The organism is Streptomyces coffeae (genome assembly GCF_016741875.1).
Taxonomy (GTDB): Bacteria; Actinomycetota; Actinomycetes; order Streptomycetales; family Streptomycetaceae; genus Streptomyces; species Streptomyces coffeae.
On sequence record NZ_JAERRF010000017.1, the window covers coordinates 91,311 to 115,877 of the forward strand.

The 24,567-nt window shown below is 69.3% G+C and carries 29 protein-coding genes; all 29 read left to right on the forward strand.

Features of this window, described 5'->3' with window-relative positions; translation table 11 throughout:
* Positions 1–7 precede the first annotated feature (7 nt).
* The 29 genes from JK363_RS26340 to JK363_RS26485 all read left to right on the forward strand — a co-directional run bounded on the left by JK363_RS26340 (position 8) and on the right by JK363_RS26485 (position 24,504).
* Positions 8–544 (forward strand): hypothetical protein, encoded by a 537-nt coding sequence (locus JK363_RS26340; RefSeq protein ID WP_201877811.1) that lies wholly within the window; start codon positions 8–10, stop codon positions 542–544.
* Positions 541–1,218: a hypothetical protein gene (locus JK363_RS26345; protein WP_201877812.1), complete on the forward strand. Its 678-nt coding sequence runs from the start codon at positions 541–543 to the stop codon at positions 1,216–1,218. The genes JK363_RS26340 and JK363_RS26345 overlap by 4 nt, the downstream gene beginning before the upstream one ends.
* 319 nt (positions 1,219–1,537) lie before the next feature.
* Complete coding sequence (locus JK363_RS26350) at positions 1,538–2,269, forward strand: DNA-methyltransferase (protein WP_201877813.1); 732 nt, start codon at positions 1,538–1,540, stop codon at positions 2,267–2,269.
* A 309-nt stretch (positions 2,270–2,578) separates the two neighbouring features.
* Entirely contained in the window at positions 2,579–2,839 is a 261-nt protein-coding gene (locus JK363_RS26355) for a hypothetical protein (protein ID WP_201877814.1), read from the forward strand.
* Between the two features lie 67 nt (positions 2,840–2,906).
* Positions 2,907–3,386: a helix-turn-helix domain-containing protein gene (locus tag JK363_RS26360; RefSeq protein ID WP_201877815.1), complete on the forward strand. Its 480-nt coding sequence runs from the start codon at positions 2,907–2,909 to the stop codon at positions 3,384–3,386.
* Between the two features lie 53 nt (positions 3,387–3,439).
* Positions 3,440–4,696: a PBSX family phage terminase large subunit gene (locus tag JK363_RS26365; RefSeq protein ID WP_307821873.1), complete on the forward strand. Its 1,257-nt coding sequence runs from the start codon at positions 3,440–3,442 to the stop codon at positions 4,694–4,696.
* Positions 4,696–4,899 carry a hypothetical protein gene (locus JK363_RS26370; RefSeq protein WP_201877817.1) on the forward strand — a complete coding sequence of 68 codons (204 nt, stop codon included), beginning with the start codon at positions 4,696–4,698 and terminating at the stop codon, positions 4,897–4,899. Before JK363_RS26365 ends, JK363_RS26370 begins: the two co-directional genes overlap by 1 nt.
* The gene (locus tag JK363_RS26375; RefSeq protein WP_201877818.1) at positions 4,886–6,457 is read left to right on the forward strand and encodes a capsid protein; all 1,572 of its coding nucleotides are present in this window, start codon (positions 4,886–4,888) and stop codon (positions 6,455–6,457) included. The genes JK363_RS26370 and JK363_RS26375 overlap by 14 nt, the downstream gene beginning before the upstream one ends.
* On the forward strand, positions 6,426–8,294 hold the full coding sequence (locus JK363_RS42775) for a phage minor capsid protein (RefSeq protein WP_236076115.1): 1,869 nt from the start codon (positions 6,426–6,428) through the stop codon (positions 8,292–8,294). The genes JK363_RS26375 and JK363_RS42775 overlap by 32 nt, the downstream gene beginning before the upstream one ends.
* A 16-nt stretch (positions 8,295–8,310) precedes the next feature.
* Positions 8,311–9,036: a hypothetical protein gene (locus JK363_RS26390; RefSeq protein ID WP_201877819.1), complete on the forward strand. Its 726-nt coding sequence runs from the start codon at positions 8,311–8,313 to the stop codon at positions 9,034–9,036.
* Positions 9,037–9,102: 66 nt separating this feature from the next.
* Entirely contained in the window at positions 9,103–9,912 is an 810-nt protein-coding gene (locus JK363_RS26395; RefSeq protein ID WP_201877820.1) for a hypothetical protein, read from the forward strand.
* A gap of 17 nt (positions 9,913–9,929) precedes the next feature.
* Positions 9,930–10,994, forward strand: coding sequence for a major capsid protein (locus tag JK363_RS26400; RefSeq protein WP_201877821.1), 1,065 nt, complete (start codon positions 9,930–9,932; stop codon positions 10,992–10,994).
* 3 nt (positions 10,995–10,997) lie between these two features.
* The gene (locus JK363_RS26405) at positions 10,998–11,384 is read left to right on the forward strand and encodes a hypothetical protein (protein ID WP_201877822.1); all 387 of its coding nucleotides are present in this window, start codon (positions 10,998–11,000) and stop codon (positions 11,382–11,384) included.
* A complete protein-coding gene (locus tag JK363_RS26410) occupies positions 11,381–11,947 on the forward strand; it encodes a hypothetical protein (protein WP_201877823.1) in 567 nt (188 codons plus the stop codon). The genes JK363_RS26405 and JK363_RS26410 overlap by 4 nt, the downstream gene beginning before the upstream one ends.
* 12 nt (positions 11,948–11,959) lie before the next feature.
* Entirely contained in the window at positions 11,960–12,469 is a 510-nt protein-coding gene (locus JK363_RS26415) for a hypothetical protein (RefSeq protein ID WP_201877824.1), read from the forward strand.
* Between the two features lie 11 nt (positions 12,470–12,480).
* Complete coding sequence (locus JK363_RS26420) at positions 12,481–12,897, forward strand: head-tail connector protein (RefSeq protein ID WP_201877825.1); 417 nt, start codon at positions 12,481–12,483, stop codon at positions 12,895–12,897.
* Positions 12,894–13,211, forward strand: a complete 318-nt coding sequence (locus JK363_RS26425; RefSeq protein ID WP_201877826.1) for a hypothetical protein — start codon at positions 12,894–12,896, stop codon at positions 13,209–13,211. The genes JK363_RS26420 and JK363_RS26425 overlap by 4 nt, the downstream gene beginning before the upstream one ends.
* A complete protein-coding gene (locus JK363_RS26430; RefSeq protein ID WP_201877827.1) occupies positions 13,208–13,561 on the forward strand; it encodes a minor capsid protein in 354 nt (117 codons plus the stop codon). The genes JK363_RS26425 and JK363_RS26430 overlap by 4 nt, the downstream gene beginning before the upstream one ends.
* Positions 13,558–13,995, forward strand: a complete 438-nt coding sequence (locus JK363_RS26435; protein ID WP_307821874.1) for a minor capsid protein — start codon at positions 13,558–13,560, stop codon at positions 13,993–13,995. Before JK363_RS26430 ends, JK363_RS26435 begins: the two co-directional genes overlap by 4 nt.
* A gap of 13 nt (positions 13,996–14,008) precedes the next feature.
* A complete protein-coding gene (locus JK363_RS26440) occupies positions 14,009–14,482 on the forward strand; it encodes a phage tail tube protein (RefSeq protein ID WP_201877829.1) in 474 nt (157 codons plus the stop codon).
* Between the two features lies 1 nt (position 14,483).
* A complete protein-coding gene (locus JK363_RS26445; protein WP_201877830.1) occupies positions 14,484–14,987 on the forward strand; it encodes a DUF7426 family protein in 504 nt (167 codons plus the stop codon).
* Between the two features lie 214 nt (positions 14,988–15,201).
* Entirely contained in the window at positions 15,202–17,346 is a 2,145-nt protein-coding gene (locus tag JK363_RS26450) for a phage tail tape measure protein (RefSeq protein ID WP_201877831.1), read from the forward strand.
* Positions 17,346–20,075, forward strand: coding sequence for a hypothetical protein (locus tag JK363_RS26455; protein WP_201877832.1), 2,730 nt, complete (start codon positions 17,346–17,348; stop codon positions 20,073–20,075). The genes JK363_RS26450 and JK363_RS26455 overlap by 1 nt, the downstream gene beginning before the upstream one ends.
* 9 nt (positions 20,076–20,084) lie before the next feature.
* Positions 20,085–21,710: a right-handed parallel beta-helix repeat-containing protein gene (locus JK363_RS26460; RefSeq protein ID WP_201877833.1), complete on the forward strand. Its 1,626-nt coding sequence runs from the start codon at positions 20,085–20,087 to the stop codon at positions 21,708–21,710.
* Positions 21,711–21,729: 19 nt separating this feature from the next.
* On the forward strand, positions 21,730–22,815 hold the full coding sequence (locus tag JK363_RS26465) for a hypothetical protein (protein ID WP_201877834.1): 1,086 nt from the start codon (positions 21,730–21,732) through the stop codon (positions 22,813–22,815).
* A gap of 52 nt (positions 22,816–22,867) precedes the next feature.
* Entirely contained in the window at positions 22,868–23,137 is a 270-nt protein-coding gene (locus tag JK363_RS26470; protein WP_201877835.1) for a hypothetical protein, read from the forward strand.
* 71 nt (positions 23,138–23,208) lie between these two features.
* The gene (locus tag JK363_RS26475) at positions 23,209–23,982 is read left to right on the forward strand and encodes an N-acetylmuramoyl-L-alanine amidase (protein WP_201877836.1); all 774 of its coding nucleotides are present in this window, start codon (positions 23,209–23,211) and stop codon (positions 23,980–23,982) included.
* A gap of 9 nt (positions 23,983–23,991) precedes the next feature.
* Positions 23,992–24,219 (forward strand): holin, encoded by a 228-nt coding sequence (locus tag JK363_RS26480; protein WP_201877837.1) that lies wholly within the window; start codon positions 23,992–23,994, stop codon positions 24,217–24,219.
* A 9-nt stretch (positions 24,220–24,228) separates the two neighbouring features.
* Entirely contained in the window at positions 24,229–24,504 is a 276-nt protein-coding gene (locus JK363_RS26485; protein WP_201877838.1) for a hypothetical protein, read from the forward strand.
* Positions 24,505–24,567: the final 63 nt, after the last annotated feature.

A 24,567-nucleotide genomic window follows, 5' to 3' on the forward strand; every position in this document is an offset into this window, starting at 1 on the left:
CGCACCCATGAACCTCGGATCCAACGGCGTCAGCCTCGGCGGCGCCGCAGCAGGGACGGTCATCCTCGTCCTCGTCGTCCAACGCTGGTGGCTCAAAGGCAAGAAGGGCGCCAAGGGGGAAGACGGCGGCGGAGGCCGCGACTGGCGCCAACTCGTACCCTTCACCCTCTCCGGCCTGTACGGCGTCCTCACCATCCTGTGCGCCGGGGGCCTCCTCGGCGGCGCCGGAAAGATCGTCCTGTGGGGCGGCAACAAAGTGGGCGACTTCGCCCTCGTCTACGGCGTCGGAGGCCGAACGACCGACGTCACACGCGCCAGCCTCGCCCCGCTGTCCGACGGCGGGAACGTCATGGTCCTGATCGCCACCGCCATGGTCATCGGCGCGTTCAAATGGTCCAAGAAGCTCCCCAAGAAGCAGCTCGCACTCGGCGTGATCTGCGGCATCTGCCTGGGTCTCAACGGGGGAGTGGCCGGCGCCCTGGCAACACCGCTCGCCAACTTCGCGAACGCGGGCGGCGCCTGGTGGTCGGGGGTTGTCCAGTGACCGCCTCACACAACGCCGTAGCCCGGGTCGCCGCCGGTACGGGAACGCTGCTGCGGTCCTTCGGCACCTGGCTGGTAGAGGACGGCTGGCGGGACCTGCTCCGCCGCCTGTCGGGTACCGCGGTGGCCGTGGCGTTCGCAGGGATGCTGGTGTCCGGTACCCGCTGGCTGATGTGGCCGGGCGCCGTCTGGTTCCTGTTGGCCGCTTGGTGCGCCGCAGCCCCGGGCGCCGAGGGCGAGGAGGGCGACGAGGAGCCGGGGGCCAGTGTCGAGCAAGCCCCCGCCGGGCCGCCTCTGCCCATCCTGCCGGATCTGCGGATCGCCCTGACCCGGGTCGGCACACCGCACGCCCATCTGGCCGTCCTCGCGGAGGAAATAGGCACCACCTCGGAGCGCGTTCGGGAGGTGCTGGAGAAGTGGGAGATCCCCATCGAGGCGGTGAGGATGCGCGGCCGGGGCTCGTCGACCGGCGTGAAGGGCGGCCCGGCTGTCCACCCCACTCTCGCCCTGCGGCCCGAGGATGCGGCCGTTGTTGCCGCAGGTCAGCCCGCCAACGACAACAACAACGCCGAGGGGCGGCCCGCCGAAGAGAGGGTGCGTGTAGAGCCCATCGGCCAGAGCGGCTTCGTCGTACGGGACCCAGCCGAGGCCGCCCGCCGACGGAGCAAGGTCTGACGGCTGCCTCCGCCCGGCCCGCGCGGGCGGAGCACCAGGCCGCCTCGGGCCTCGCCCCGAACCGAGACGAGGAGCACCATCATGGAGTACTGCGAAGACTGCGGCTGGTGGACCAAGCCCAACTGCGGCCACTGACTGCCACACTGGCAGCTACGAGCCGGGTAGCGCCCGGCACCGAGGCCCCGCCGCAGCGGGGCCTCACTGCGCCGACACGTGACGACCTGGCGCCGAACGCGTGTTCCATCGGATCATTGTCGTTCGAGGCACCGACTCGCTCGCCGCCACCACGGTGCAAGCGACCGCCACCAGGAGGCACAACATGTCCGACTGGACGCTCCACCGTGGAGACGCCCTGACCCTCCTCCACACCCTGCCCACTGGCTCCGTCGACGCCGTCATCACGGACCCGCCATACAACTCCGGCGGAATGACCGCCACCCAACGCACCAATGACACAACCCGCGGCAAGTACGTGTCTGGCGACGCGAAGCACGCCCTACCAGATTTCGACGGCGACACCCGCGACCAGCGCGGATACCTGGCATGGATGTCCCTGGTCCTCGGCCAGTGCTACAGACTGGCCCGAGAAGGCGGCCCTTTGCTGATCTTCGCTGACTGGAGGCAAGTGCCTGTTACCAGCGACGCCCTCCAAGCGGCAGGCTGGACATGGCGCGGAATCGTTCCGTGGCACAAGCCCATCGCACGCCCCGCGAAGGGTGGCTTCCGTCGCGCGTGCGAGTACGTGTTGTGGGCCACGAAGGGGTCGGTCGACGCCAACCGAAACCCGGTCTACCTGCCCGGGCTGGTCACCGGATCGCAGCCTCGCGGGGAGAAACGTCAACACATAACTCAGAAGCCAGATGAGGTGATGGCAGAACTGATCAGGATTTGTGCTCCCGAAGGAACGGTGCTTGACCCATTCACTGGATCGGGATCCACCGGAGTCGCGGCGCTCGCCTCCGGCCGCGCCTTCGTCGGCATTGAACTGTCCGATCGGTACGCCACGGTGGCACGGCACCGCCTCGCGAGTATCCAGACCACCGCAGCTTGAGCGTGACTGTACTGACCTCGCCCACGCTGCTTCGGTTCCTACCCGACCCGCGTGGGCTGCGCGGCTACTCGAGCACACCAGCCCCGCCCGGCAAAGAGCGGGGCGGCGGCATGGCCAGCCCCGTCACGTCACACGCCGTAGTTGCGCCAGCCCCACACCATGCCCCACACTGGCCCCAAGTCCGGCGTGCCCGGACACAAGAGGCCCGCCGCAGCGCGGGCCTTTGTCACGAAACAGACACACCCGCCCACCGCGCCCCACAACACGCGCATGATGCACCCCTCACCACAAACACCCTGGGGGGACACCATGGGCTGGATCAACAACGCCAAGGCCGACTTGGCCACCAAGGCGGCCACTGACGCGTACGCCGAGGGACGCCACACTCTCGTCTTCAAAATCATCGAGGCGAACGCGGGATCCCGGTCCACCGGACTCATGAGCGGCGTCGGCGAGCAGATCGAGGCCATCGAAGCCCAAGGCTGGACGCTCGCCAACATGTGCGCCGCTGAGGGCAAGGCACTGACCAGCGACCGGAGCGCGCTTATCTGCCTCTTCCGCCGCCGCTGACACCAACTCACTCCGGCCCGGCCGTCGCTTCGTGCGAGGCCGGGCCGACGCACGCTCGGAGGTGCCCATGTCCCGAGAGGCGCCGCGCCCGGTCACCGAGGAGACGGAGGAGGACGTCCGGCAGCTGCACGCTGAAGGCTGCTCCCGCAACGAGATCGCGCGCCGCCTCCAACGCTCCGGACGCACCATCAGCGTCATTGCACAACGACTCGGCCTCTCCTTCGACCGCACCGCCACCGAGGAGGCCACCCGCGCACGCATGGCGGACCTGGCCGAGCGCCGCGCGATCCTCGCCGAGGCGCTCCAGGACGACGCCGAGCGGCTGACCGAGCAGATGTGGGAGCCATCGGTCATCTACAACTTCGGCGGCAAGGACAACGACTACAACGAGCGCGACGTCCCCGAACCGCCGGCCGACGCCAAGCGGGCACTCATGTCCACCGCCGCGCAGGCGATCGACCGGAGTCTCAAGCTGTGCCCGCCCGAGTCCGACCAGCAGGGCCTGGCCGCTGTGGACGCCTGGCTCAGGGGGATGATGAGCGACTGATCAGGGGGTGGCCAGCGGTGATCGCTCCCCTTGTCGGGAAGCAGAGAGAGGCCGTGCGCCTGGCGACGGCCCGCGGCAACCTCTGGGAAGGCGCTGTTCGCTCCTCCAAGACGGTCAGCAGCATCATGGTGTGGCTCCGCTACATCCGCACCGGCCCGCCCGGCGCGCTGCTCATGGTCGGTAAGACCGAGCGGACGCTGAAGCGCAACGTCATCGACCCGATCGTCGAGATGGTCGGGGTGAAGCGCTGCAACTACAAGGCGGGCGCGGGCGAGGTCGTCATCTTTGGCCGCACCATCTACGTCGCGGGGGCGAACGACGAGCGGGCGGCCGACAAGATCAAGGGTCTGACGCTCGCGGGCGCGTACTGCGACGAGGTCACCACCTACCCCGAGACGTTCTTCCAGATGCTCGGCACCCGCCTGTCCGTGGAGGGCGCGCAGTGGTTCGGCACCACCAACCCCGAGGGCCCGAACCACTGGCTGAAGAAGAAGATCCTCGACCGGGCGAAGCTGCACCTCGACCGCGAGGGCAACGTCATCACCTCGCAGGCCCCGGACGCGATCGACGTCCACCGGTTCAGCTTCAGCCTGGACGACAATCCGTACCTGCCCAAGGCGTACGTCGCGGCACTCAAGGTCGAGTATCAGGGCCTGTTCTACCGGCGGTTCGTCCTCGGCGAGTGGTGCCTGGCGGAGGGCGTGGTCTACGACATGTGGGAGGAGTCCCGGCACGTCGTCGACATCCTCCCGGAGGTCCGGCACTGGATGTGCGTCGGTCTGGACTACGGCACGATCAACCCGTTCGCGGCGCTGCTGATCGGTGTCGGGATGGACGACCGGCTGTACGTCGCCTCCGAGTACCGGCACGACTCCCGGGCCGCCCGCCGTCAGCTGACGGACGCGGAGTACAGCCGCGGTGTGCGGGACTGGCTCGGCTCATATCGGCACCGTGACGCCCAAGGGGTGGCCCCGCAGTGGGTGTTCGTTGACCCCTCGGCCGCCTCGTTCATGACGCAACTGTGGACTGACGGGGTGCCGGGTGTGGCCAAGGCGGACAACGACGTGAAGGACGGCATCAGGTCGGTGAGCGTCGCGCTCGGCTCCGACCTGTTGTCGGTGCACCGCTCGTGCACGGGCCTGCTCGCCGAGCTGCCGTCGTACGCGTGGGATGAGAAGGCTGCGGCGGCGGGCGAGGACAAGCCGCTGAAGGTGGACGACCACAGCGTGGACGCCCTCCGGTATGGACTGCACAGCACAGCGCACGAGTGGCGGGGCCTGATCCGCGCGAACCTGGAGGTAGCTGCCTGATGGCCTTGGAGATGAAGCTACCCGTGCAGATCCGGGCAGGCGAAACGGAGGCGTGCTGGGGCAGCGTCACGGTGAAGGTGACCGAGAGCGGGATCGACAAGGCCGCATTCCCCCGGGAGATGGCCTTGTTTCTGCGGGCAGCGGCCGACCACCTGGAGAACCCAGGTGAGAACGATGAGGGGGTGGAGAATGGCGCTCCCTGACAAGGGCACCTCGTGGCCGCCGGTCCACCCCGCGATCCGCTGCGACCTGGAGGACTGGTCAGCCTGGTACTCCGCCAACCCCGACCGGCTCGCCTACCGGTACCTCAACCGGCATCGCGACGGCGGAAGGTTCGGCCAACCGCAGAACCGGCCCAGCCAGTACCGCGGCGGCCTGGTCGGCACCGTCGCCCGCTGGTTCTGGGGCGAGCCCACCCCGCTTGGCGAGAAGCGCGCCAACCTCCATATGCCGCTCGCCCGCGACATCGCCCGCACCTCAGCTGACCTGCTGTTCTCCGAACCCCCCGTACTCAGGGCGGAGTCGAAGGACACGCAGCAACGCCTCGAGGACATGATGGACCTCGGGCTGAAGCGCACGCTCCTCGCTGGCGGCGAGGTGAGCGCGGCCCTCGGCGGGGTCTACCTACGGTTGGTCTGGGACGACCAGATCAGCGACCGGCCCTGGATCAGCACCGTCCACGCAGACGGCGCTGCACCTGAGTTCGCATACGACCGGCTGCGCGCGGTCACGTTCTGGACCATCCTCGGTGCCGACGGGCAGAAGGTCGTCCGGCACCTGGAGCGCCACGAGCCCGGCCAGATTCTGCACGGCGTCTACGAGGGCACCATCGACAACCTCGGCAAGCCCATCGACCTCGGCGCGTTCGAAGCGACCCGGGGCCTGAAGCCCGCCCGCCAGCTCAACATCGGCAGGCGACTGACGGCCTCCTACATCCCCAACACGGTGGCCGCGCCGGACTGGCGCGACATCCCCGGCGGCAGCTGCCTCGGAACGAGCGACTACCAGGGCGCGGAGACGTTCCTGTCCAGCATCGACGAGACGTACACCTCATGGATGCGCGACATCAGGCTCGCCAAGGCGCGCATCCTCGTCCCGTCCGGCTACCTGACCAGCAACGGGCCCGGCCGCGGCGCGACATGGGAAGACCGAGAGGTCTACGCGGAAATGAACATCCCGCCTACCGCTGACCAGGCGATCACGCTGAACCAGTTCGCGATCCGCCACGAGGAACACCACGCCACCATCGAAGAACTGGTGGGCAAGGTCGTCCGCAACGCCGGATACTCCGGCAACACCTTCGGCGACGACTCCGCCGGCGCAGCCGTCACCGCCACGGAGATCAAGGCCCGCACCACGCGCAGCATGAGCACCCGCGCGCGCAAAGCTGAACTCGCCGCCGTAGGGCTGGCGGACATCGTCGAGGCGCAGCTCGCCCTCGAAGCGTCTGGCCTGTTCCCCGGCATGCGGGCGGTCGAGGTGGAGCGGCCGGAGGTGCGTTTCCAGGACTCAGTGCAGGACGACACCAAGACCCTCGCCGAGACCGCCGACGCGCTGCGCCGCGCCGAGGCCGCGTCCACCGAGACCCTGGTCGCTCTGGTGCACCCGGACTGGGACGAGGCAGACCAGCAGGCCGAGGTGCGGCGGATCCTCGCCGAATCCGGCCGCGCGGTCTCCGACCCGATGGACGTCGGAGCAGAGGAGGCCGGGGATGCCGGTGTCGCCGGAGATGGCGGAGGACCTGGCCCGGCAGGTGCGTGACCTGTACGAGGCGGCCGAGCTGTCCCTGCTGGAGCGTCTCGCGGGCGCCCTGGCAGCGGACTTGGAGAGCCCGTTGTGGGCGGAGCTGAAACTCCGGGCAGTGGGAGACCTGCGCAGGGCGGTCGAGGAGGTCTCGGCCGCCCTCCAGCAGGACGCCGACGGCGCCATCAGGCAGGCGCTCACCACCGCGTACGAACGCGGCCAACAAGCCGCCGTCGCCGAGCTGGGCGCGCTGCCCATCGGCGAGGACCTGGCCGCGCGCCGCGCGCTGCCGAACGCCGCGGCGGTCGACCGGCTCGCAGCCTCCGCTGCCGCCGACACCCGGCCCGTATACGCCCGCATCACCCGCGCTGTCCTCGACGCGTTCCGGACCGTCATCACGCGGGTGACGGCGGGGCCGCTGCTGGGCACTGAGACCCGGCGACAGGCCAGCCAGCGCGCGCTGAACGACTTCGCGGCGCGCGGCATCACCGGCTTCGTGGACCGCGCCGGTCGCCCGTGGGACATGGCGTCCTACGCCGAGATGGCCGTCCGCAGCGTCACGGCACGCGCGGCAATCGAGGCGCACACCGACAGCCTCCAGGCCATCGGCGTTGGGCTGGTCATCGTCTCCGACAGCCCCCTGGAGTGCCCGCTGTGCGAGCCGTACGAAGGCGAAATACTCGCCCTCGACGGCCCTCTAGGGCCGCGGACGGTGATGGCCGAGCACACAACCGAGCGGGCCGGGCTGCTGCGGCGTCCGAGGCAGGTGCCGGTGCATGTCGTCGGCACGCTGCTGGAGGCCCGCGCCGCTGGGTTGTTCCATCCGAACGCCATCCTCGGGAACCAGGCGTGCCGTGCCCTCGGCGATGTCGAGAACGCGGCACGCGCCTGGTACGAGGGGCCATCAATTCACCTGACGACGGCGCGGGGTAAACGTCTCACCGTCAGCCCGAATCATCCGGTGCTGACCACGACCGGATGGCTCGCTGCCGAGCGTGTCCGCGAAGGCATGTATGTACTGAGCGGCACGAGCGGAGAAAGGGACGCGGTCGCGTCCCCAGCCGCAGAAGACTTCCACGACGCTCCAGCCAGCTTCGAGGAAGTATTCGATGCGCTCGCTGCGCATGGCTGCTGCACGAGCACTACCGCCACCAGCAACGACTTCCACGGTGACGGGCGCTCCTACAAGGGCAAAGTCGACGTTGTATGGGCCGAACGCGCGCTGCTGGACGTACTCCAGCCCCTCGGCGTCCAGCAGCTTGGCGAATGTGGCCTCGTGGGGCCCGGCGTGGAGCTGCAAGCGCTCGCGGGTGCGGGCTCGCTGCTCCCGTGTGGTCATCGCGTCGGAAGTGCGGTAGCTGGGGCCTTGACGGATTTCGATGCCGTTGGCCCTGAGGCGCCGCCGCAGCGTCGCCTCGCTGACGCCGAAGACGTGGGCGAGATCCTGACAGGTCTCGCCTGCGGTGTAACGCCTGATGAGGTCGTCGATGTCGATCGCGATTGGTACCGGGGACATGCCTATGATCTCCAGACCTCAACAGGTGCGTACCTAACTGCCGACATCGTAGTACACAACTGCCGGCACTCTCTTTCGGCGTACCTCCCGGGCGTGACCACGCGCCCGCAGGCGCCCCCGCACCCGCGAGGGGCGACGTACGAGGACACCCAGCAGCAGCGGTATCTGGAGCGCCAGGTGCGCGCGTGGAAGCGCCGCCAGGCTGCCGCGCTGGACGAGGCCGCACGGCGCCGCGCGGGCGCCCGCGTCCGCGACTATCAGGCCCGCATCCGTGAGCTGACGGACGCCAAGGGCTTGCCCAGGAAGCGGCAGCGCGAGCAGATCAGCTCCGCGCGCTGAACCTACGGGAGGAGCCATGGGCAAAGCATTCGTCGCCAAGCTCGCGAAGCAAGGCGCCCGCGACCCCGAGGCACTTGCGGCGTGGATCGGCCGGAAGAAGCACGGCGCGGCAGCTTTCAAGAAGCTCGCTGTCACCGGTCGCAAAGGCGACAAGGGCAATAGCAGCAAACCGAGTGCGACGGACAGGAAGATGACCCGCGAGGAGAGAGTCCAGGTCGGTCGTCTCGTCGCTGACCTCTGGTCCGAGAAAGCATTCAACCGAGCCGACGCGCAGACACCGCAGGTGGAGAACGCCGCGTCTCGCGAGGATGTGTTGAAGCGCCGCGCCATCGAGAAAGCACGACGGCAGGGCGTCGTTCGGGGAGACCTGCCGGAATGGCAGATCGAGCAAATCCAGCGCTCACGCGGCGACCGTCGGGTCGTCCCCGGCTCTGGCGAGATCGTGCGCCCAGAGTCCCGTGAGAGTCAGCAGCGCGCGGCCTCCGTACGGCAGTGGGCAGCCGCAACGGTGCGCGCAGAACGAGAGCGAGAAGCTCAGGAACGTTCCGCCAGGACCGCTCCGTCGACAGAGCAGGAGCAGCAGGACATCGACCGTGCAGCGGCCGGTCTCGTAGCCCGACCGGACATGTTCGCCCGTCTTGACGAGCGGCTGCCGAAGGAAGCGGACGCGAGAACCCGGCAAGAGGTGATCCAACGGCGTGCCGTCGAGGCAGCCCGCCGCCGGACCGTCGCGCGCCGCTGACCAACCGCAGGACCCAACCGGCCCGCCTGGCGCGGGCTCTCACCCATGCCCCAGGAGGGCACCACCATGCACAAGCGCACTCTTGCCAGGCAGCGCCTTGACGGCTCCGCCTGGGCACACCCCTACGGCCACGGCTCTTTCTCCCCCGTCGTCTACGCCGACGGAGGGGACGGCGGCGAATCCGGATCCGGCAGCGCAGGCGGTGACAGCAGCCTTGAGGCGGCTGTGGCCGCGAGCACCGGGCAGGAAGGGCAGCAGCCTGCGCAGCCCTCCGGGCAGCAGGCTGGGCAGTCCCAGCCGAAGGATCCGTGGGCGGATTTCCAGTGGGACGGCAAGGTGGACTCCCTGCCGGACCCGGTCGCGAAGGTGATCCGCGAGGCCCGCGAAGAAGCTGGCAAAGCGCGCGTGGTCGCGAAGCGGAACGCTGCCGACGAGGCTCGACAGGAACTCCTCGCGTCGATCAGCAAGGCAATTGGCCTGGACGAGGGCGAGCAGCCGCCCACGCCAGATCAGCTCACCGAGCAACTGCGGCAGACGACCGGCGAACTCACCGCCGCGCAGGAGCAGGCCGCCTCGGCTGCGATCGAGCTGCACATCTTCAAGACGGCGCAGCGGCTCGGCGCCAACGCGGACACGCTGCTCGACAGCCGGGCGTTCTGCGACGCGATCGACAGCCTCGACACCTCGGATCCCGAGGCGTTCAACAGGGCGGTCGAGAAGACCATCAACGAGGCCCTCGGCCGCAATCCGAACCTTCGCGCCCAGCCTGCGGGCCGATCCGGCGCCGACCTCAACGGCAGATCGGGCGAGAACGGGGCCCGCAAGCGCGGCGAGGGCGGCCTCGCGAGCGCGATTCGCGATCACTACCAGACCTGACACACCAGGGAGAGACCATGCCCGTGACGCTCGCTCAGGCGGCGATCAACACCCAGGCCGACGTGGACTACGCGGTCATCGACAACCTGCGGCGCAACAGCTGGCTGCTGAACAACATGGTCTGGGACGACACCGTCACCCCGGGCACCGGCGGCGGCTCCCTCACCTACGGCTACACGCGCCTGCTCGCCCCGAGCAGCGCGGCGTTCCGCCGGTTCAACGAGGAGTACGTGCCGAACCAGGCCAGCCGCGAGCGGAAGACCGTCGAGCTCCACCCCCTCGGTGGCGCGTTCAACGTCGACCGCAAGCTCGCCAACCTCGGCCCCGCGGCGACCAACGAGATCATGTTCCAGATGTCGCAGAAGCTCACCTCGGTGCGCACGCGCTTCCAGCAGGAGATGATCCTCGGTGACACTGCGGTCGACGACGCGGGGTTCGACGGCCTCGACAAGGCGCTCACGGGCCAGAGCACGGAGTACCTGCCGCTCAACGAGGGCATCAGCACCGGCTACCTCGACTGGTCCCCGGCGACCGTGACCACCGAAGACATCGCCATGACGGCCTTCGATGCGTTCGACGACTTCCTGTCACGGATCGTTGGCTCGCAGACCGGCTCCGGCGACACAGGCGCCGACGGCAGTGTCCCCGCCGGGGTGAAGGCCATCCTCGGTAACACCAAGTCCATCTCCCGCATCAAGTCCCTCGCGCGGCGCGCCGCGCAGTACACCTCCGACCGGGACAGCCTCGGCGTCCTGATCGAGCGGTACGGCGACTGGGTGCTGGTCGACCTCGGCGACCGGGCCGACGGATCGGCCCCCATCATCCCCATCCGCTCGGCGGACACCGACGGCGGCGGCGCGGGCGGCGTCATCAGCGGCCTGACCGACATCTACGCCATCAGCCTCGGCCTGGATGCCTTCCACGGGGCGGCCATGGCCGGTACCCCGCTGGTGCAGACGTGGCTGCCGGACTTCACCGTGGCCGGTGCGGTCAAGACCGGTGAGGTCGAGATGGGCCCGGTCGCCGCGGTGCTCCGCAACACGAAGTCCTGCGGTGTCCTGCGCAACGTGAAGGTGCGGTGAGCCATGCGCTACCAGATCGAAGCTCCCGTCCGGTCCTTCTCCGGCGAGTCCGTCGGGGTGACCTTCTCCAAGGGCACCGGCTACGTCGACGACACCGACAAGGCGGGCCGCGCCGCGCTGGAGTACTTCCGGCGGCACGGCTACGGCGTCGCCCCGGCCAACGAGCAGACCGAGGAAGAGCACGTCCAGGAGACGGGGACGACGCAGCGCGAGCCGGGCGACGGCGACGAGGCGTTCGACCCGGGTGAGCACTCGGTCGACGACGTCCTCGCCTACCTCGACACCGCCGACGAGGACGAGACCGCGCGTGTCCTGGACGCCGAGAAGAACGGCAAGGCCCGTAAGACGATCCTCGCCCGTGGCGAGCAGGAGCAGGGAGACACGAAGTGACTGTCCTCGGCACATTCCGCGGGAACCCCCGCAACGATCTCGGCTGGCTGAACTCGGCCGGCCGCCCCGACCCCGAGGTGACCTTCCACCGGGCGAACCTGCCGCGCACGGGCCTGGACGACGCCGCCACCGCGGCGTCAGGCGTCATGTGCTCGGTCGCCATCTACCTCCAGGACGGCGACCTGATCACCAATCTGACGTTCACCTCCGGCGGCACGGCTGGGGCCACCCTGTCCAACCAGTTCGCCGCCCTCTACAACGGGGCCGGGGCGCTCCTCGCGCAGTCCGCGGACAAGACCTCCGAGGCGTGGGCGGCCGACACCGCCAAGACCTTCGCCCTGGCCACCGCGCAGCGGATCACCAAGTCGGGCATCTACTACGCGGCGCTGTCGGTGACTGCGTCCACGGTGCCTACCCTGGTCGGCTCGGTCGGGGCGAAGCCGTTTCTCACCGGCGAGGGCAACCTCGCCCAGACCTCCGGTTCTTCGCTGACCGGGACGGCTCCGGCCACGATCGCCAACCCTGCCTTCAAGCGGCACGTGCCGCTGGTCATCGCGAGCTGATCGGAGACTGGCATGGGACTGTCGAGCAGCATCTCGGTATCGGCCTCGGCCGAGCAGACCAGCGCGCTCGACCTCGCAACGGGCTCGGCGCCGCTGACGGTCCGGCGGGCCGTTCAGCTGGCGTCGGGCACCGGTGCGGGCAAGGCCGATCGCCTGTTCAGCGACCGGCGCACACTGCCAGCTTCCGCGAGCGAGGATCTCGACCTGGCGGGCGTGCTCCTGGACGCATTCGGGGCCACGATCACCTTCGCCCGCATCAAGGGCCTCTACATCGCAGCCTCGGCGGGGAACAGCAACAACGTCGTCATCGGGGCGGCCTCGTCCAACACGTGGGCGACGCTGCTGAACTCGACCGGCACCGTCACTCTGCGGCCGGGCTCGTTCATCGGCGTGGGCACCGGCACGGCCGACGCCACCTGCTACGCGGTGACCGCCACGACCGGGGACCTACTGAAGGTCGCCAACTCCGGCGGCAGCACGTCGGTGACATACGACGTGGTCCTCATCGGAGCAAGCGCGTAAGGGGGTGCCTGGTGGCCAGGATCTACGCCACGGCGGACGACCTCGAGGACTACACCGGGCAGGCCCCGCCCGAGGACGCCGACCAGCTGCTCGCGCGCGCAACGCGGATGCTGGAGGCAGAGGTCTTGCGGCTGTGCTGGTACGACGTCGACACCGACGGCATGCCCATCAACACGGTCGTGCTGGAGGCGATCCAGCGGGCGGTGTGCGCTCAGGTGCAGTGGTGGGGCGAGCTGGGCGACAGCATCGGCGCGGCCGGGGTGGGCTGGGGCTCGGTGGGGATCGGCTCGGTGAGCCTGTCTCGGTCCGGATCGGCATCCGGCGCCGCGTCAGCCGCTCGTGAAATCGCCCCGCAGGTGGGCGACGAACTGCAAAGCCCGGACCTGACTCCGGACATCTTCCAGCTCGGGGCGGTGTGCAGCTGGTGAGCGCCGTCCCCAACTGGCTGCTGCGGCACCGCATCCAGGTAGAGGCATACGAGGGGTCCGGAGCGTACGGCGACGTGTACGCCTCGCCGGTCACGGTGCGGTGCTTCCTCGACGAGCAGACCCGGATGGTGCGAGCAGCCGACGGAGCCGACACCACGAGCAGCAGCACCGCGTTCTGCCCGCTCGCCACGGTGGCGCCGCCTGGCTCCCGGGTGACGCTGCCGGAGGGCCGGAAGACAGTCGTCATCAACGCCCTGCGCCGAGACGGCGGCGGCCTGGCCACCCCTGACCACCTGGAGGTGCAGCTCGAATGACGCAGTACACGCGCCTCACCTACAACGGCCGTCGCCTGTGGACCAGCGGCGGCCGTCGTCGTGCCGCCCGCGGCCTACAGCTCGCCGCCGAGCATGTGCTGGCGGAGTCGAAGAAGGAAGTCCCCCTCGATGAGGGGACGCTGGAGCGGTCGGGTACGGCGACGGTCGATGAGGCCACGCTCTCCGGTGCCGTCTCGTACGACACCGTTTACGCCCGCCGCCAGCACGAAGAGCTGACCTGGCGGCACGCACCGGGCAGGAAGGCCAAGTATCTGGAAGACCCCATGAACCGGGAACGGGAACGGGTCCTCCAGATCATCGCCGCCGAGATCCGCCGGTGGCTGCGGTGAGCTACACCATCCCCCTCGTCGAGGGCCTGGCGCAGCTCCTCGCGGCCGACGGCATCGGCACCTGGCACGCCAACGGGGCGTACACCGCGGCGGAGGTCGGCATCACGGTCACCGCCGTGCCGGACGCCCCGGACCAGATCATCGCCATCACTCCGTACTCGGTGGATGACAGCAGTGGCACTACCGACGTAGTTCAGGGCATCCAGATCCGATTCCGGGCCGGGCCGGATCCTCGGGTGCTCCTCGAACGCGAGGACGCCGTGTACGAGCTGCTGCACATGCGCGAGCACACCACCCTCGGCGGCATTCACGTGGCCCTGATGTGGCGGCAGTCGCTGGCCTGGATCGGCGCGGACGACCGGGGGCGGCAAGAGCTGACCGCGAACTACTACCTGCGGCCGGTCAGGCCCGCGCCGCTTCTGATCGAAACATGAGGAGGACCGTGCGATGAGCACCCCCACCCCCGTGACTGCCCTGGCCCGCCGGTGGCGGCTCGAGGTCAACATGGGCACCGCTGAGGCAGCGGACTGGCAGCTGTGCCCCGCGATCACCTCGTTCGAGTGGTCGGCCGAGCCCAACCACGAGGACAGCTCCACGTACGACGATGACGGCTGGGCGGGCAACACCAAGACCGGCCAGGCGTGGGAGGTGCAGGCCACGTTCAACCGCAAGACCTCGACGGACTTCACCGCCTACCACCCGGTCCACGAGAAGCTCCGCGCCGTCGCGATGGGCTGGGGCGCGGACTCCGAGGTGCCGGTGCGGTGGATGGACCGCAACGGCCTCCCCGAGGCGTACCAGGGCTCGGCGTTGGTGGAGTGGGCCCCGTCCGGTGGCGAGACCAACGACCTCGATCAGGTCGAGGTGACGCTGACCGGTAACGGACCGCTGTCCCAGATCACCAATCCGCTGGCGGCCTGACGTGGCGGCCCGGTTCGAGGCCCTGGACGAGCTGTTCGACGATGCGCTCGAACTTCCTATCCAGGGCAAGACGTACCGCATCCCCAGCCCGTCCGCAGAGGATGGCCTGCGGGTGCAGCGCATCACCACCCTCGCCGCCCGGCTCGTCCAAGGAGGCGAGGCGATCGACACCACGCTCCTCGACGACGACGAGGAACGCGACCTTCTTCAGCTGTGCCTGGGCCCGGTCTTTGAGCAGCTGCGCGAGGACGGCGTCAACTGGTCCCATCTCCGGCACGCCGGGCTCACGGCGATGTTCTGGATCGTCAGCGGCATCGACACCGCCGAGCAGTACTGGAAGGCGGCTGGGGACCCTTCTCAGCTGGCCCCGAATCGGGCGGAGCGCCGGGCCAAGGCCAAGAAGAATGGATCGGCTGCGGTGAGCGCGACGAAACGACGGGGCTCTACGAGTGGTACGAGCGGCCGCAAGGGTTCCGGGAAAGGCCGAAAGGCCGCGACGACCTGACATGGGCCGCCCTGCTGGAGCAGTGGCCGCTGATCGAGTGCGACCTGCACGAGGTCTACGGCATCGACACCGAGGAGCCCGGCATCCTCCGGGCCCGGTCCTGGCGGTGGCTTCGGCTACGCATCCTTGGCCTCCTCAGCGCTGACGGCCGCCTGTCCCGGCACTTCGCGCCTCCTGACCCCAAGGTCCCCAAGCTGCCGAGGGGAGGCGCATCGTGGCTCTGAGCATCGGCGAACTGGTCGGTTTCATCCGGGCTGATGACTCCGGCTGGCAGAACGGCCTCGACCGCGCTGCGCTCCGCCTCCGCGGCCTCCAGCGCGACGCGGACGGCACCCTCCGCGACCTGCGGGGGCGTTTCGTCTCCGAGGGAGACGCAGCCGGGCGCGGCTTGTCCGACGGCATCCGCGCCCACGCCGATCTGGCCGCCCAGGCCATACGCCGGGTGGGCCCGGCTATCGCCGCGGTCGGGGCAGGTGTGCCGGCCCTTGCCGGGGCCGTCGTGGCGTTCGCCAGCCTGGCATCCGGCGCGGCCGCGGCCGGGCTGGCGGTCAAAGCCTTCCAGCTCGCGGCACAGCCGCAGCTCCAGGCCGTCACGGATGTCGCCGAGCTGGCGGCCAAGGCCGAGGAGGCGGCCGCCAAGGGCGGAGCGGAGGCGGCGAAGGCGCAACAGGAGTACACCGATGCGCTCAACGATCTACCTCCGGCGACGAGGGCGACGGCCAAGGAGTTCGTCGGGCTGAAGAAGGACTACAAGACGTGGTCCGACGAGATGAGCGGCACCACCATGCCGCTGTTCACCAAGGGCATCCAGATCCTCCGTGACCTGCTGCCCACCCTGACCCCGTTCGTGAAGGCAGCGGCCGGAGCCATCGGCCGGTTCCTGGACGATGTCGCCCGTGGGGTGAAGTCCGCGGGCTTCAAGCAGTGGGCCGCGGACATGTCTGCGGCTGCCGGGCCGGCGCTCTACAACTTCCTGACCGTCATCAAGAACCTGGCGATCGGATTCGCCGGGCTCCTCCAGGCGTTCCTGCCCACCAGCGACGGTGTCGAGGGCGGCCTCGTGCGCATGTCCGAGGCATTCGCGAACTGGGGCCAGTCGCTGAAGGATTCGGATGGGTTCGCCGCCTTCATGGACACCGCACGCGAGGGCGCGCAGCTGTTCGGCACACTCGCGGGTGCCGCGCTCCAGGTGTTCGTGGCTCTGTCGCCGCTCATCGGGGTGACTGCCCAGCTTGCGACGCTGCTGGCCGGGGTGATCAACGCGATCCCGCCCAGTGTCTTGTCCGTGATCGCCGTGGGAATCACTTCGATCGCGCTGGGCATGAAGCTGTGGGCGATGTACGGCGCGATCGTGACCGCCGTGACCCGCGGCTGGGCCATCGCGCAGGGCATTTTGAACACGGTCATGGCCATGAACCCGATCGCCCTGGTCGTGCTGGCGATCGCGGCGCTGGTCGCGATCATCGTCGTGGCGTGGCAGAAGAGCGAGGCTTTCCGCAACGTCGTGATGGCGGTGTGGGGCGCGATCAAGTCATTCATCTCTGGTGCAGTCAGCGGGATCATGGCCGCGATCGGCTGGTTCTCCAACATCCCGGAGATGGTCTCGGGCTGGTTCGGGGCCGCGAAGGACTGGGCCGTCGCCAAGTGGAACGCCCTGCTTACCTGGCTGAAGGCGTTCCCCGGCCGTGCTGTCGGCGCGATCTCATCCCTCGGCGGTCGGCTCTCGAGCACTGCCTCCTCCGCCGGAAGCCGCATGGTCTCCGCGATCACCGCAAAGATCAGCAGTGCGATCAGCTGGATCCGCGGGATGCCGGGCCGGGCTGTCTCCGCGCTGGGCAACCTGGGCTCAAAGCTGTACAACGGTGGCCGGTCGCTCATCAGCGGTTTCATAAACGGAATCGTGAGCAAGGCCGGTGACCTGTACAACAAGGCGAAGTCCCTCGTCGGCAAGGTGCGGAACCTCTTCCCCTTCTCACCCGCCCGCGAAGGCCCCTTCTCGGGGCGCGGCTACACCACCTACTCCGGCCGCGCGCTGATCGGCGACTGGGCCCACGGCATCACCCAGCAACAGGGCGCTGTCACCGGCGCCATGGCGCGGGTCGCGCAGGCCGGGCAGGACGCGCTCAACGGCAACGCCCCGGCCCTGACGGTCGGACAGGGCGGCACCGCAGCGCTCACCGCCCCGCGCGCGGGCACGCCCGGCACGCAGGCAGGCGGGGCCGCCACTTCGCAGCAGACCCCCGTGGTGCGGGTCATCGTGGACGCCTCCGATGGGGGCGATGACCTCACCCGCTGGCTCCGCAAGACCGTCCGTGTCCAAGGGCGGGGCAACGTCCAAGTCGCTTTCGGAGGTACCTGATGGCGTTCCCTGACTTGCGCGTCGAGATCCAGGTGGGCGACACCTGGACGGACGTCACCGGCGACACCTTCACCCGGCGGCAGCAGGTCAGCATCAGCCGGGGCCGACGGGACGAGGCGGCCCGCTCGGACCCGGCGCGCTGCCAGGTGGGGCTGAACAACAAGGACGGCCGCTACTCGCCGAAGAACCCGCGGAGTCCCCTCTACGGGCTCATCGGCCGTAACACTCCGCTGCGGGTCACGGTCGCCGGGCAGACGCCGCGGCTGGTCCTGGACGGCTCGCTATCCGGCGTCGTGTCCACCCCGGATACGGCGCCGCTGGACATCATCGGTGACATCGACCTGCGGGCCGAGGTCGAGATCGACTGGACCGCCAGCGACCTCAACCAAGTCCTGATCGGCAAGTGGGACGGGGCGACGAACCAGCGTTCCTACGCGCTGCGGGTCCTCGACCAGCAGCTACTGCTCTCGTGGTCCGAGAACGGCGTCGCGGTCCTGGTCGCCGCCGTGACGCTGCCGACCCTGCCCGACAGGTGCGCGCTGCGCGCCACGTTGGACGCAGACAACGGCACCGGCGGCCGGACGGTCACCTTCTACTGGGCGCGCAGCACAGCAGGGCCGTGGACGCAGATCGGCAATCCAGTCGTGCAGACCACGGCAACCTCCATCTACTCGGGTACCGCACCTCTGCTGGTGGGTTCGCCGGATGCCACGACCAACCCGCCCCGCGTTCCCTTCACCGGTTCCGGCTACCGGTTCGAGGTCCGCAGCGGGATCAACGGCACGGTGGTGGCGAGCCCTGACTTCACCGCGGTGACGCCCGGGGCGGCCTCCTTCACCGATGCGACGGGCCACGTCTGGACCCTGGCAGGCACCGCCACGGTGACCAACCGGCTGACGCGCTTCGTCGGCGAAGTCAGCAGTTGGCCGTCCCGCTGGGGTGTGTCCGGTAAGGACGTGTGGGTGCCGCTGGAGGCATCCGGCATCACCCGCCGCCTCGGGCAGGGTGTCAAACCCCTCGCGTCCACCCTGCGGCGCCGCATCCCCGCCGAGCCCGCGCTGCTCGCGTACTGGCCAATGGAGGAGGAGCGTGAGGCCACCCAGGCGTACAGCCCAATGCCGGGCGTGCAGCCGATGGTGGTCGACGGGATCGAGTTCGCCAGCGATGACACCCTCGCCGGATCGTCCGCGCTCCCCAAGGTCAGCACCGCCGGCGCGATCGGCGCCCAAGTGCCTGTGGGCCCGGACGGGGCGTGGCGGGTGGAATGCGTCTACAAGCTCTCCGACTACCCAGCGGTGGCGGCGACGATCCTGGAAGTGCGCACCACCGGCACCTACGCGACGCTTCGGATCGAGGCACGGCCGAGCAACGTGCGGCTGTACGGGATCACCAGCACGGGCGTGTCCACGATCGTGATGAACATCGCGCCCACCGCCCTGTTCACCGGCGCGTGGAACCGGCTCCAGTTGCGGGCCTCAACGTCCGGCGGATCGACCACCTTTCACTGCAACTGGATCACCATCGGCGTGCAGGAACGCGGCCTGTCCACAGTCGTGCCGGGCGTCACCGCCGGGCACGTCACGTCGGTACAGTGCGCCCCGGGCGCAGGGATCGACCAACGCGACCTGAGCATGGGCCACCTGGCTGTCATGAGCGTCGTACAGTCCACCATCTACGACCTGGCCGACGAAGGATTCGCAGGCGAGACCGCCCACGCCCGGATGCGTCGCCTGTGCCAGGAGGAGGGCGTGCCACTGGTCATCAGCGGCGCCGCCCAGGACACCCCGGCAATGGGCCCCCAGCGGCCGGCCACTCTGCTCGACCTGCTCGGCCAGGCCGCGGACACCGACGGGGGAATCCTCGGCGAGCAAAGAGACCGGCTCGCGCTGCGGTACCGGACGAGGACGAGCCTCTACAGCCAGCCTCCGGCGCTGGCGCTGGACTACCAGGGTCCGGGGCTGGCCCCGCCGTTGGAGCCGCAGGATGATGACGCGGAGGTGCGCAACGACGTCACGGTCCAGCGCATCGGGGGCAGCGCTGCCCGCGCGGTCCTCGAAGCGGGCCCCCTGTCCGTGCAACCGCCGCCCGCGGGCGTGGGCCTGTACGACGAGTCCGTGAGCCTCAGCCTCGCCGCCGATGACCAGGCCGAGCCGATTGCCTGGTGGCGGCTGTGGATGGGCACACAGGACGAGCTGCGCTATCCGAGCGTGCGTGTGGACGTGGCCAAGGCGCCGGCCTTACTGGCGGGTGCGGCGGCCGCGGTGGTGGAGGGCGACCGGCTCACCATCGCCAACCCGCCGCCGTGGCTGCCGCCGGAGACCATCGACGAGATCGCGCAGGGCTACGCCGAGTCGTTCCTGCCGGGCCGGTGGGACATCACCTACACGTGCACGCCCGCGCGCCCGTGGGCGGTCGCGCTCGCCGCTGACGATGCGCTGACCGGCATCGTGTACCTCGCCGACACCGACGGCAGCCAGCTGTCATCGCCGGTGAACGAGGCCGCCACCACTTTGCTGGTAGCCGTGACCGCTGGCCCGCTCTGGCCGACCGGCGGGGCGTACCTGCCGGTGGACGTCATGCTCGGCGGGGAGCGGGTCGCGATCACCGCCGTCTCCGGCACCAGCTCGCCGCAGACCTTCACCGTCGTCCGGTCGGTGAACGGCATCACCAAGTCGCACGCCGCGGGGACCGCGCTGTCTCTCGCGGCCCCCGCCATTGCCGCCCTGTAGGAGGCTCCGTTGACCACGCCTGTTGACCAGTGGCATCCCGCGTTGCCGATCACTGCGGGGCGGCTGAACTACATGCTGGCGCGCCTGTCGGAGATGACGACCGTGAAGAGCTTCGGGGCGCTCGGGGACGGTGCCGCGGACGATGCGCCCGCGATCCAGCTGGCGCTGAACGACGCACGGGATTCCGGCGGCGGCTGGGTGATCGTGCCGCCAGGGGTGTATCTGCTGTCGTCGCTCCCGCTGAGGATCTATCGCAACACGAGGCTGACCCTTTTGCCGGGTGCGGAATTTCGGCGGAACATGGCCGAGACGATGCTCATCAACGGCGACGCGGGGCAGAACTTCGGCGGATACACCGGCCACTCGAATATCACGGTCGAGGGTGGCCTGTGGAATATGAGGGGGACCACAGCGGGGCTGACGGGCAGTGTGATGTGCATCAGCATCGGGCACTGCCAGGACATCACCATCCGCGACCTGGAGGTGCGTGACCTCCCCGGCTACCACGCCGTGGAACTGAACAGCACCAAGCGGGGCGCCATCCTCAACTGCCGGTTCCGCGGGTACGTCGATCCCGGGGCCAGAGACTTCAGCGAGGCGATTCAGCTGGATTTGGCGAAGTCCTCCGGGGTTTTTGGGGGATTTGGTCCATACGATCACACTCCGGCCGAGGACATTTTGATCCAGGGCTGCTATTTCGGGGCGAGCGGTACAGGCGGCACGACTGCCTGGCCGCGCGGAGTTGGCTCCCACAGCGCGACCATCACCAAATTCCACCGCCGCATTCGCGTACTCGGCAACACCTTCGAGTCGGTATTGCAGTACGGCGTCAGCGCGTACAACTGGGAAGATGTCACGGTCACCGGCAACACCTTCTCGTCGTGCGGCTCCGGGGTACGCATCCGGTCCGTCATCGCCAGCGACACCGAGGACACCAAGGACCCGAGCGGGACGCAGACTAACGCCTCCCAGTCCATCAAGAACTTCGCCGTGAGTAGCAACACGTTCCGCTTCGGCGGCGGCTACGACGAGCCGATCGTCGCCCTCGGGGAGACCACGGGGCAGATCCTCAACCTCTCCATCAGTGGCAACTCCATAGACGACTCGACAGCGAACGAGAACGGAATCCGACTGCAAAGGGCCGAGCGGTTCTCCGTGTCCGGGAACACCATCAGCAATGTCTCCGGAACCGCGATCTCAATGGAGGACTGCACCAACGGCAACGTCACGGGGAACGAGATTTACGCCCCGGGCAGTCACGGAATCACTTCCGTCACAACCACTCACACCAGCCTGAACGCCAACTCGATCATGTATCCCGCGAACAACGGGATCCTGGTCCAGGACGGCTCGGACATCCAGGTCAAGAACAACTACATCAAGTCGCCGGGGCGCCAGACCAATAACACCTGGTATGGGATCCGCATCAGCACGAACGCCTCCAGCATTCACCTGACCGGGAACAAGACCCGGCCCAACGGCAGCGGCAACGAGGCCATCAACGGCCTGTCCGTCTCCAACACCTGCACGAACATCGCCCGGAGCGGCAACGACTGGCGTGGAACCCAGTTCACCGGTGGCGCGCTGGCAGACAGCTCCACCTCGCCGGCCACCAGCGCTACCGACCTGACCTGACCGAGAGGAGGCAACCAACATGGCATTCACCTACGTCGAGGTGCGCGATCACGTCCTCAGCCCGGACGAGACACCGGCGCGCGGCCGGACCGTTTTCCTCCCCTCCGGGGTGATCCGCAACGACGATGTGGCGCAAGCCGTCGTGCCGGTCATCGGGACGTACGACAACGAGGGCCGTTGCACGGTCCGCCTCGCCGCGGCGAACGACCCCGATACCGAGCCGGAGGGCCTGACGTACTCGGCAGTCCGCATGGTGCGCGCTGACGATGGCACATGGCTTCCGTCCGCCCCGTTCTCCTTCGAGGTCCTCGCGGCCGACGCTCCTGGCGGCATCGACCTCCCAGAGCGAGCGACGGTCGAGGTCCTGCCCACGCTGATCCAGTACGCGCTTACGGTGGCCGGGGTGGAGCCGAACCCGGCGACCGGAAATGTGCCGCTGACGGCTGCGGACGTGGACGCTGACCCGGAGGGGACGGCCGCGACCGCGGTGTCCGCGCACGTGGCTGCGATGGATCCGCACGGTGACCGACTGGACGCCGCTGGGAAGTATGTCCCGCTGACCGACCCGAGACTCACTAACGCGCGCACGCCCACCGCGCACGCTGGGAGCCACGCGTCCGGCGGCTCAGACCCGCTCACCCCCGCGGCGATCGGCGCGCTGACACAGGCTCTGGCCGACCTGCGGTACCTGCTCCAGACCGGCGGAAGCATCTCCGGCACGCTCTCGATCGCCGGGCTGCTGTCGCTCGCCGCCGGCGCCACAGCTACCGCCGCCGCGGCGGGCAACGTCGCCTACGGGGCGCTCGTGAGCGGCGACGGATTCGACCGGCACCGCATCTACGGCGACGGCAAGCAGGAGTGGGGCCCGGGCAACGCGGCCCGGGACACGAACCTGTACCGGTCCGCGGCCGACACGCTGCGCACGGACGACGGCCTGATCGTCGCGCTGGCCCTCCGGCACCTCGGCAGCACGCTCGGGTTCTACGGAGCCACGGCCGCCAGCAAACCCACGATCACCGGGTCCCGAGGCGGTAATGCCGCTCTGGCGTCGCTGCTCACTGCGCTCTCCACTCTTGGCCTGGTGACCGATAGCACCACGGCCTGATCGCCCGCCCCGTGCCAGTCGGCCGGGCCCCCTTCACACCAGGAGCACTCCCATGCAGCAGATGCCCAGCGTCGGCCGCGTCGTCCACTACGTCAGCCACGGGACCCCGGTCCGTCCGGACGGCAGCCAGGCGTTCACCCAGCAGTGCCGGGCCGCGATCGTGACCGAGGTGGACCCGACGGACCCCGACCGCGTTGGCCTCATGGTCGCCAACCCAACCGGCCAGTTCTTCCACCCGCTCGCGGCTGGCGGCTGCGTCCTCGACGAGGCGCCGGAGGGCGCGCGGGACGGCGGCTCTTGGCACTGGCCGGAGCGGGTGTGACCTCACCGCTTGATTCCTCTCGCCCTGTGCCACCCGGCCCGGGGCGTTCCTTCTTCCCCAGGAGTATCCGCATGGCCGAACCACTGTCCGCTGCCGAGTTCCTCGCCGCGCTCAGGAAGGAAGGCGTGCGCGTCGTCGAGGTCGGCGACTGGCGGCACCACAACCGCAACTCGAAGGGCCCGTGGGGCCCGGTGAACGGTGTCATGGTCCACCACACCGTCACCTCCGGCACGCAGGCATCCGTAGACATCTGCCGCAACGGCTACACGGCCTTGCCGGGCCCGCTGTGCCATGGCGTGATCGCCAAGGACGGCACCGTGCACCTGGTCGGCTACGGCCGGGCGAACCACGCGGGCGGCGGGGATCCGGCGGTCCTCTCCCGCGTCGTCGCCGAGGACTACGGCGACCGGCCCCCGGCCCCGACGAAGGGCAACACGGACGGTACCGACGGGAACCGGCACTTCTACGGCTTCGAGTGCATCAACCTCGGCAACGGCAAGGACGAGTGGCCGGACGCCCAGCTCGAGGCGATCGAGCGGGTGAGCGCGGCGATCTGCCGGGCGCACGGCTGGACGGCCCGTTCGGTGATCGGCCATCTGGAGTGGTCCGCCGACAAGATCGACCCCAAGGGGTTCGGCATGGCCGGGATGCGCGGCCGGATCGCGGAGCGGCTGAAGCACCCGGCGGGCTGGGACAACGGCCAGAGCCAGCCGACGACGTACACGGTGAAGGCGAAGGACACCCTGACCGGGATCGCCGAGGCCCACGGGCTCACGCTCGCTCAGCTCATCGACCTCAACCCCGCGCTGATCACTCCGGGCGACAAGCTCCGGATCAAGAAGTGAGGTAGACCCATGGCACAGTCCGCTCCTGTCGAGGCGAAGGTGAAGGCCGCGACCACCGCGACCTTCCTCGTCTCGCTCGTTCTCGCCGTCCTCAACTCGGTCGCGGCGGACGAGTCGCTGCTCGATCCGTTGCCCGGCTGGCTCCAGGTGATCGTCATCGCTCTCGTCCCGCCTGGGATCGCCTTCCTCACCGGGTACCAGGCGCGGCACACCTCGCGCGGCCCGTCCGCCTTGTAGGAGGCCCTGTTGGACGCCACCGCCGCTACCGCCCTCGGCGCTCTGCTCGTCGGCCTCGGCGGGCTGGCTACAGCGGTGGTGACGTTCCTGGGGAAGCGGTCTGAGAACGCGATCACTGGCTATACCAGCCTGACTGACCAGCTCCAGGAGGAGCTGGCAACGAAGAAAGTCGAGCTGGCCGAGAAGAGCGCGGCCCTGGCTGTCGAGGCCGCAGAGCGGGCGAGGGCCGAGGCGGAGAACGCCCGACTGCGCGGCATCATCACTCAACTCGGAGGCTCCCCGTGACCCGCACTCAGCGAGCTCTCGCCCAGCGTTGGCGCACGATCGCGCTCGCGTGCTGGCTGGTGG

Excerpts from the sequence above, each read along its gene's own strand:
- JK363_RS26390 (WP_201877819.1), top strand. The coding sequence starts at position 8,311 with ATGGGCAAAGCATTCGTCGCCAAGCTCGCGAAGCAAGGCGCCCGCGAC.
- JK363_RS26370 (WP_201877817.1), top strand. The coding sequence starts at position 4,696 with ATGGCCTTGGAGATGAAGCTACCCGTGCAGATCCGGGCAGGCGAAACG.
- JK363_RS42775 (WP_236076115.1), top strand. The coding sequence starts at position 6,426 with ATGGCGGAGGACCTGGCCCGGCAGGTGCGTGACCTGTACGAGGCGGCC.
- JK363_RS26340 (WP_201877811.1), top strand. The coding sequence starts at position 8 with ATGAACCTCGGATCCAACGGCGTCAGCCTCGGCGGCGCCGCAGCAGGG.
- JK363_RS26455 (WP_201877832.1), top strand. The coding sequence starts at position 17,346 with ATGGCGTTCCCTGACTTGCGCGTCGAGATCCAGGTGGGCGACACCTGG.
- JK363_RS26395 (WP_201877820.1), top strand. The coding sequence starts at position 9,103 with ATGCACAAGCGCACTCTTGCCAGGCAGCGCCTTGACGGCTCCGCCTGG.
- JK363_RS26430 (WP_201877827.1), top strand. The coding sequence starts at position 13,208 with ATGACGCAGTACACGCGCCTCACCTACAACGGCCGTCGCCTGTGGACC.
- JK363_RS26440 (WP_201877829.1), top strand. The coding sequence starts at position 14,009 with ATGAGCACCCCCACCCCCGTGACTGCCCTGGCCCGCCGGTGGCGGCTC.
- JK363_RS26375 (WP_201877818.1), top strand. The coding sequence starts at position 4,886 with ATGGCGCTCCCTGACAAGGGCACCTCGTGGCCGCCGGTCCACCCCGCG.
- JK363_RS26400 (WP_201877821.1), top strand. The coding sequence starts at position 9,930 with ATGCCCGTGACGCTCGCTCAGGCGGCGATCAACACCCAGGCCGACGTG.
- JK363_RS26405 (WP_201877822.1), top strand. The coding sequence starts at position 10,998 with ATGCGCTACCAGATCGAAGCTCCCGTCCGGTCCTTCTCCGGCGAGTCC.
- JK363_RS26475 (WP_201877836.1), top strand. The coding sequence starts at position 23,209 with ATGGCCGAACCACTGTCCGCTGCCGAGTTCCTCGCCGCGCTCAGGAAG.
- JK363_RS26350 (WP_201877813.1), top strand. The coding sequence starts at position 1,538 with ATGTCCGACTGGACGCTCCACCGTGGAGACGCCCTGACCCTCCTCCAC.
- JK363_RS26360 (WP_201877815.1), top strand. The coding sequence starts at position 2,907 with ATGTCCCGAGAGGCGCCGCGCCCGGTCACCGAGGAGACGGAGGAGGAC.
- JK363_RS26480 (WP_201877837.1), top strand. The coding sequence starts at position 23,992 with ATGGCACAGTCCGCTCCTGTCGAGGCGAAGGTGAAGGCCGCGACCACC.
- JK363_RS26355 (WP_201877814.1), top strand. The coding sequence starts at position 2,579 with ATGGGCTGGATCAACAACGCCAAGGCCGACTTGGCCACCAAGGCGGCC.
- JK363_RS26465 (WP_201877834.1), top strand. The coding sequence starts at position 21,730 with ATGGCATTCACCTACGTCGAGGTGCGCGATCACGTCCTCAGCCCGGAC.
- JK363_RS26470 (WP_201877835.1), top strand. The coding sequence starts at position 22,868 with ATGCAGCAGATGCCCAGCGTCGGCCGCGTCGTCCACTACGTCAGCCAC.
- JK363_RS26415 (WP_201877824.1), top strand. The coding sequence starts at position 11,960 with ATGGGACTGTCGAGCAGCATCTCGGTATCGGCCTCGGCCGAGCAGACC.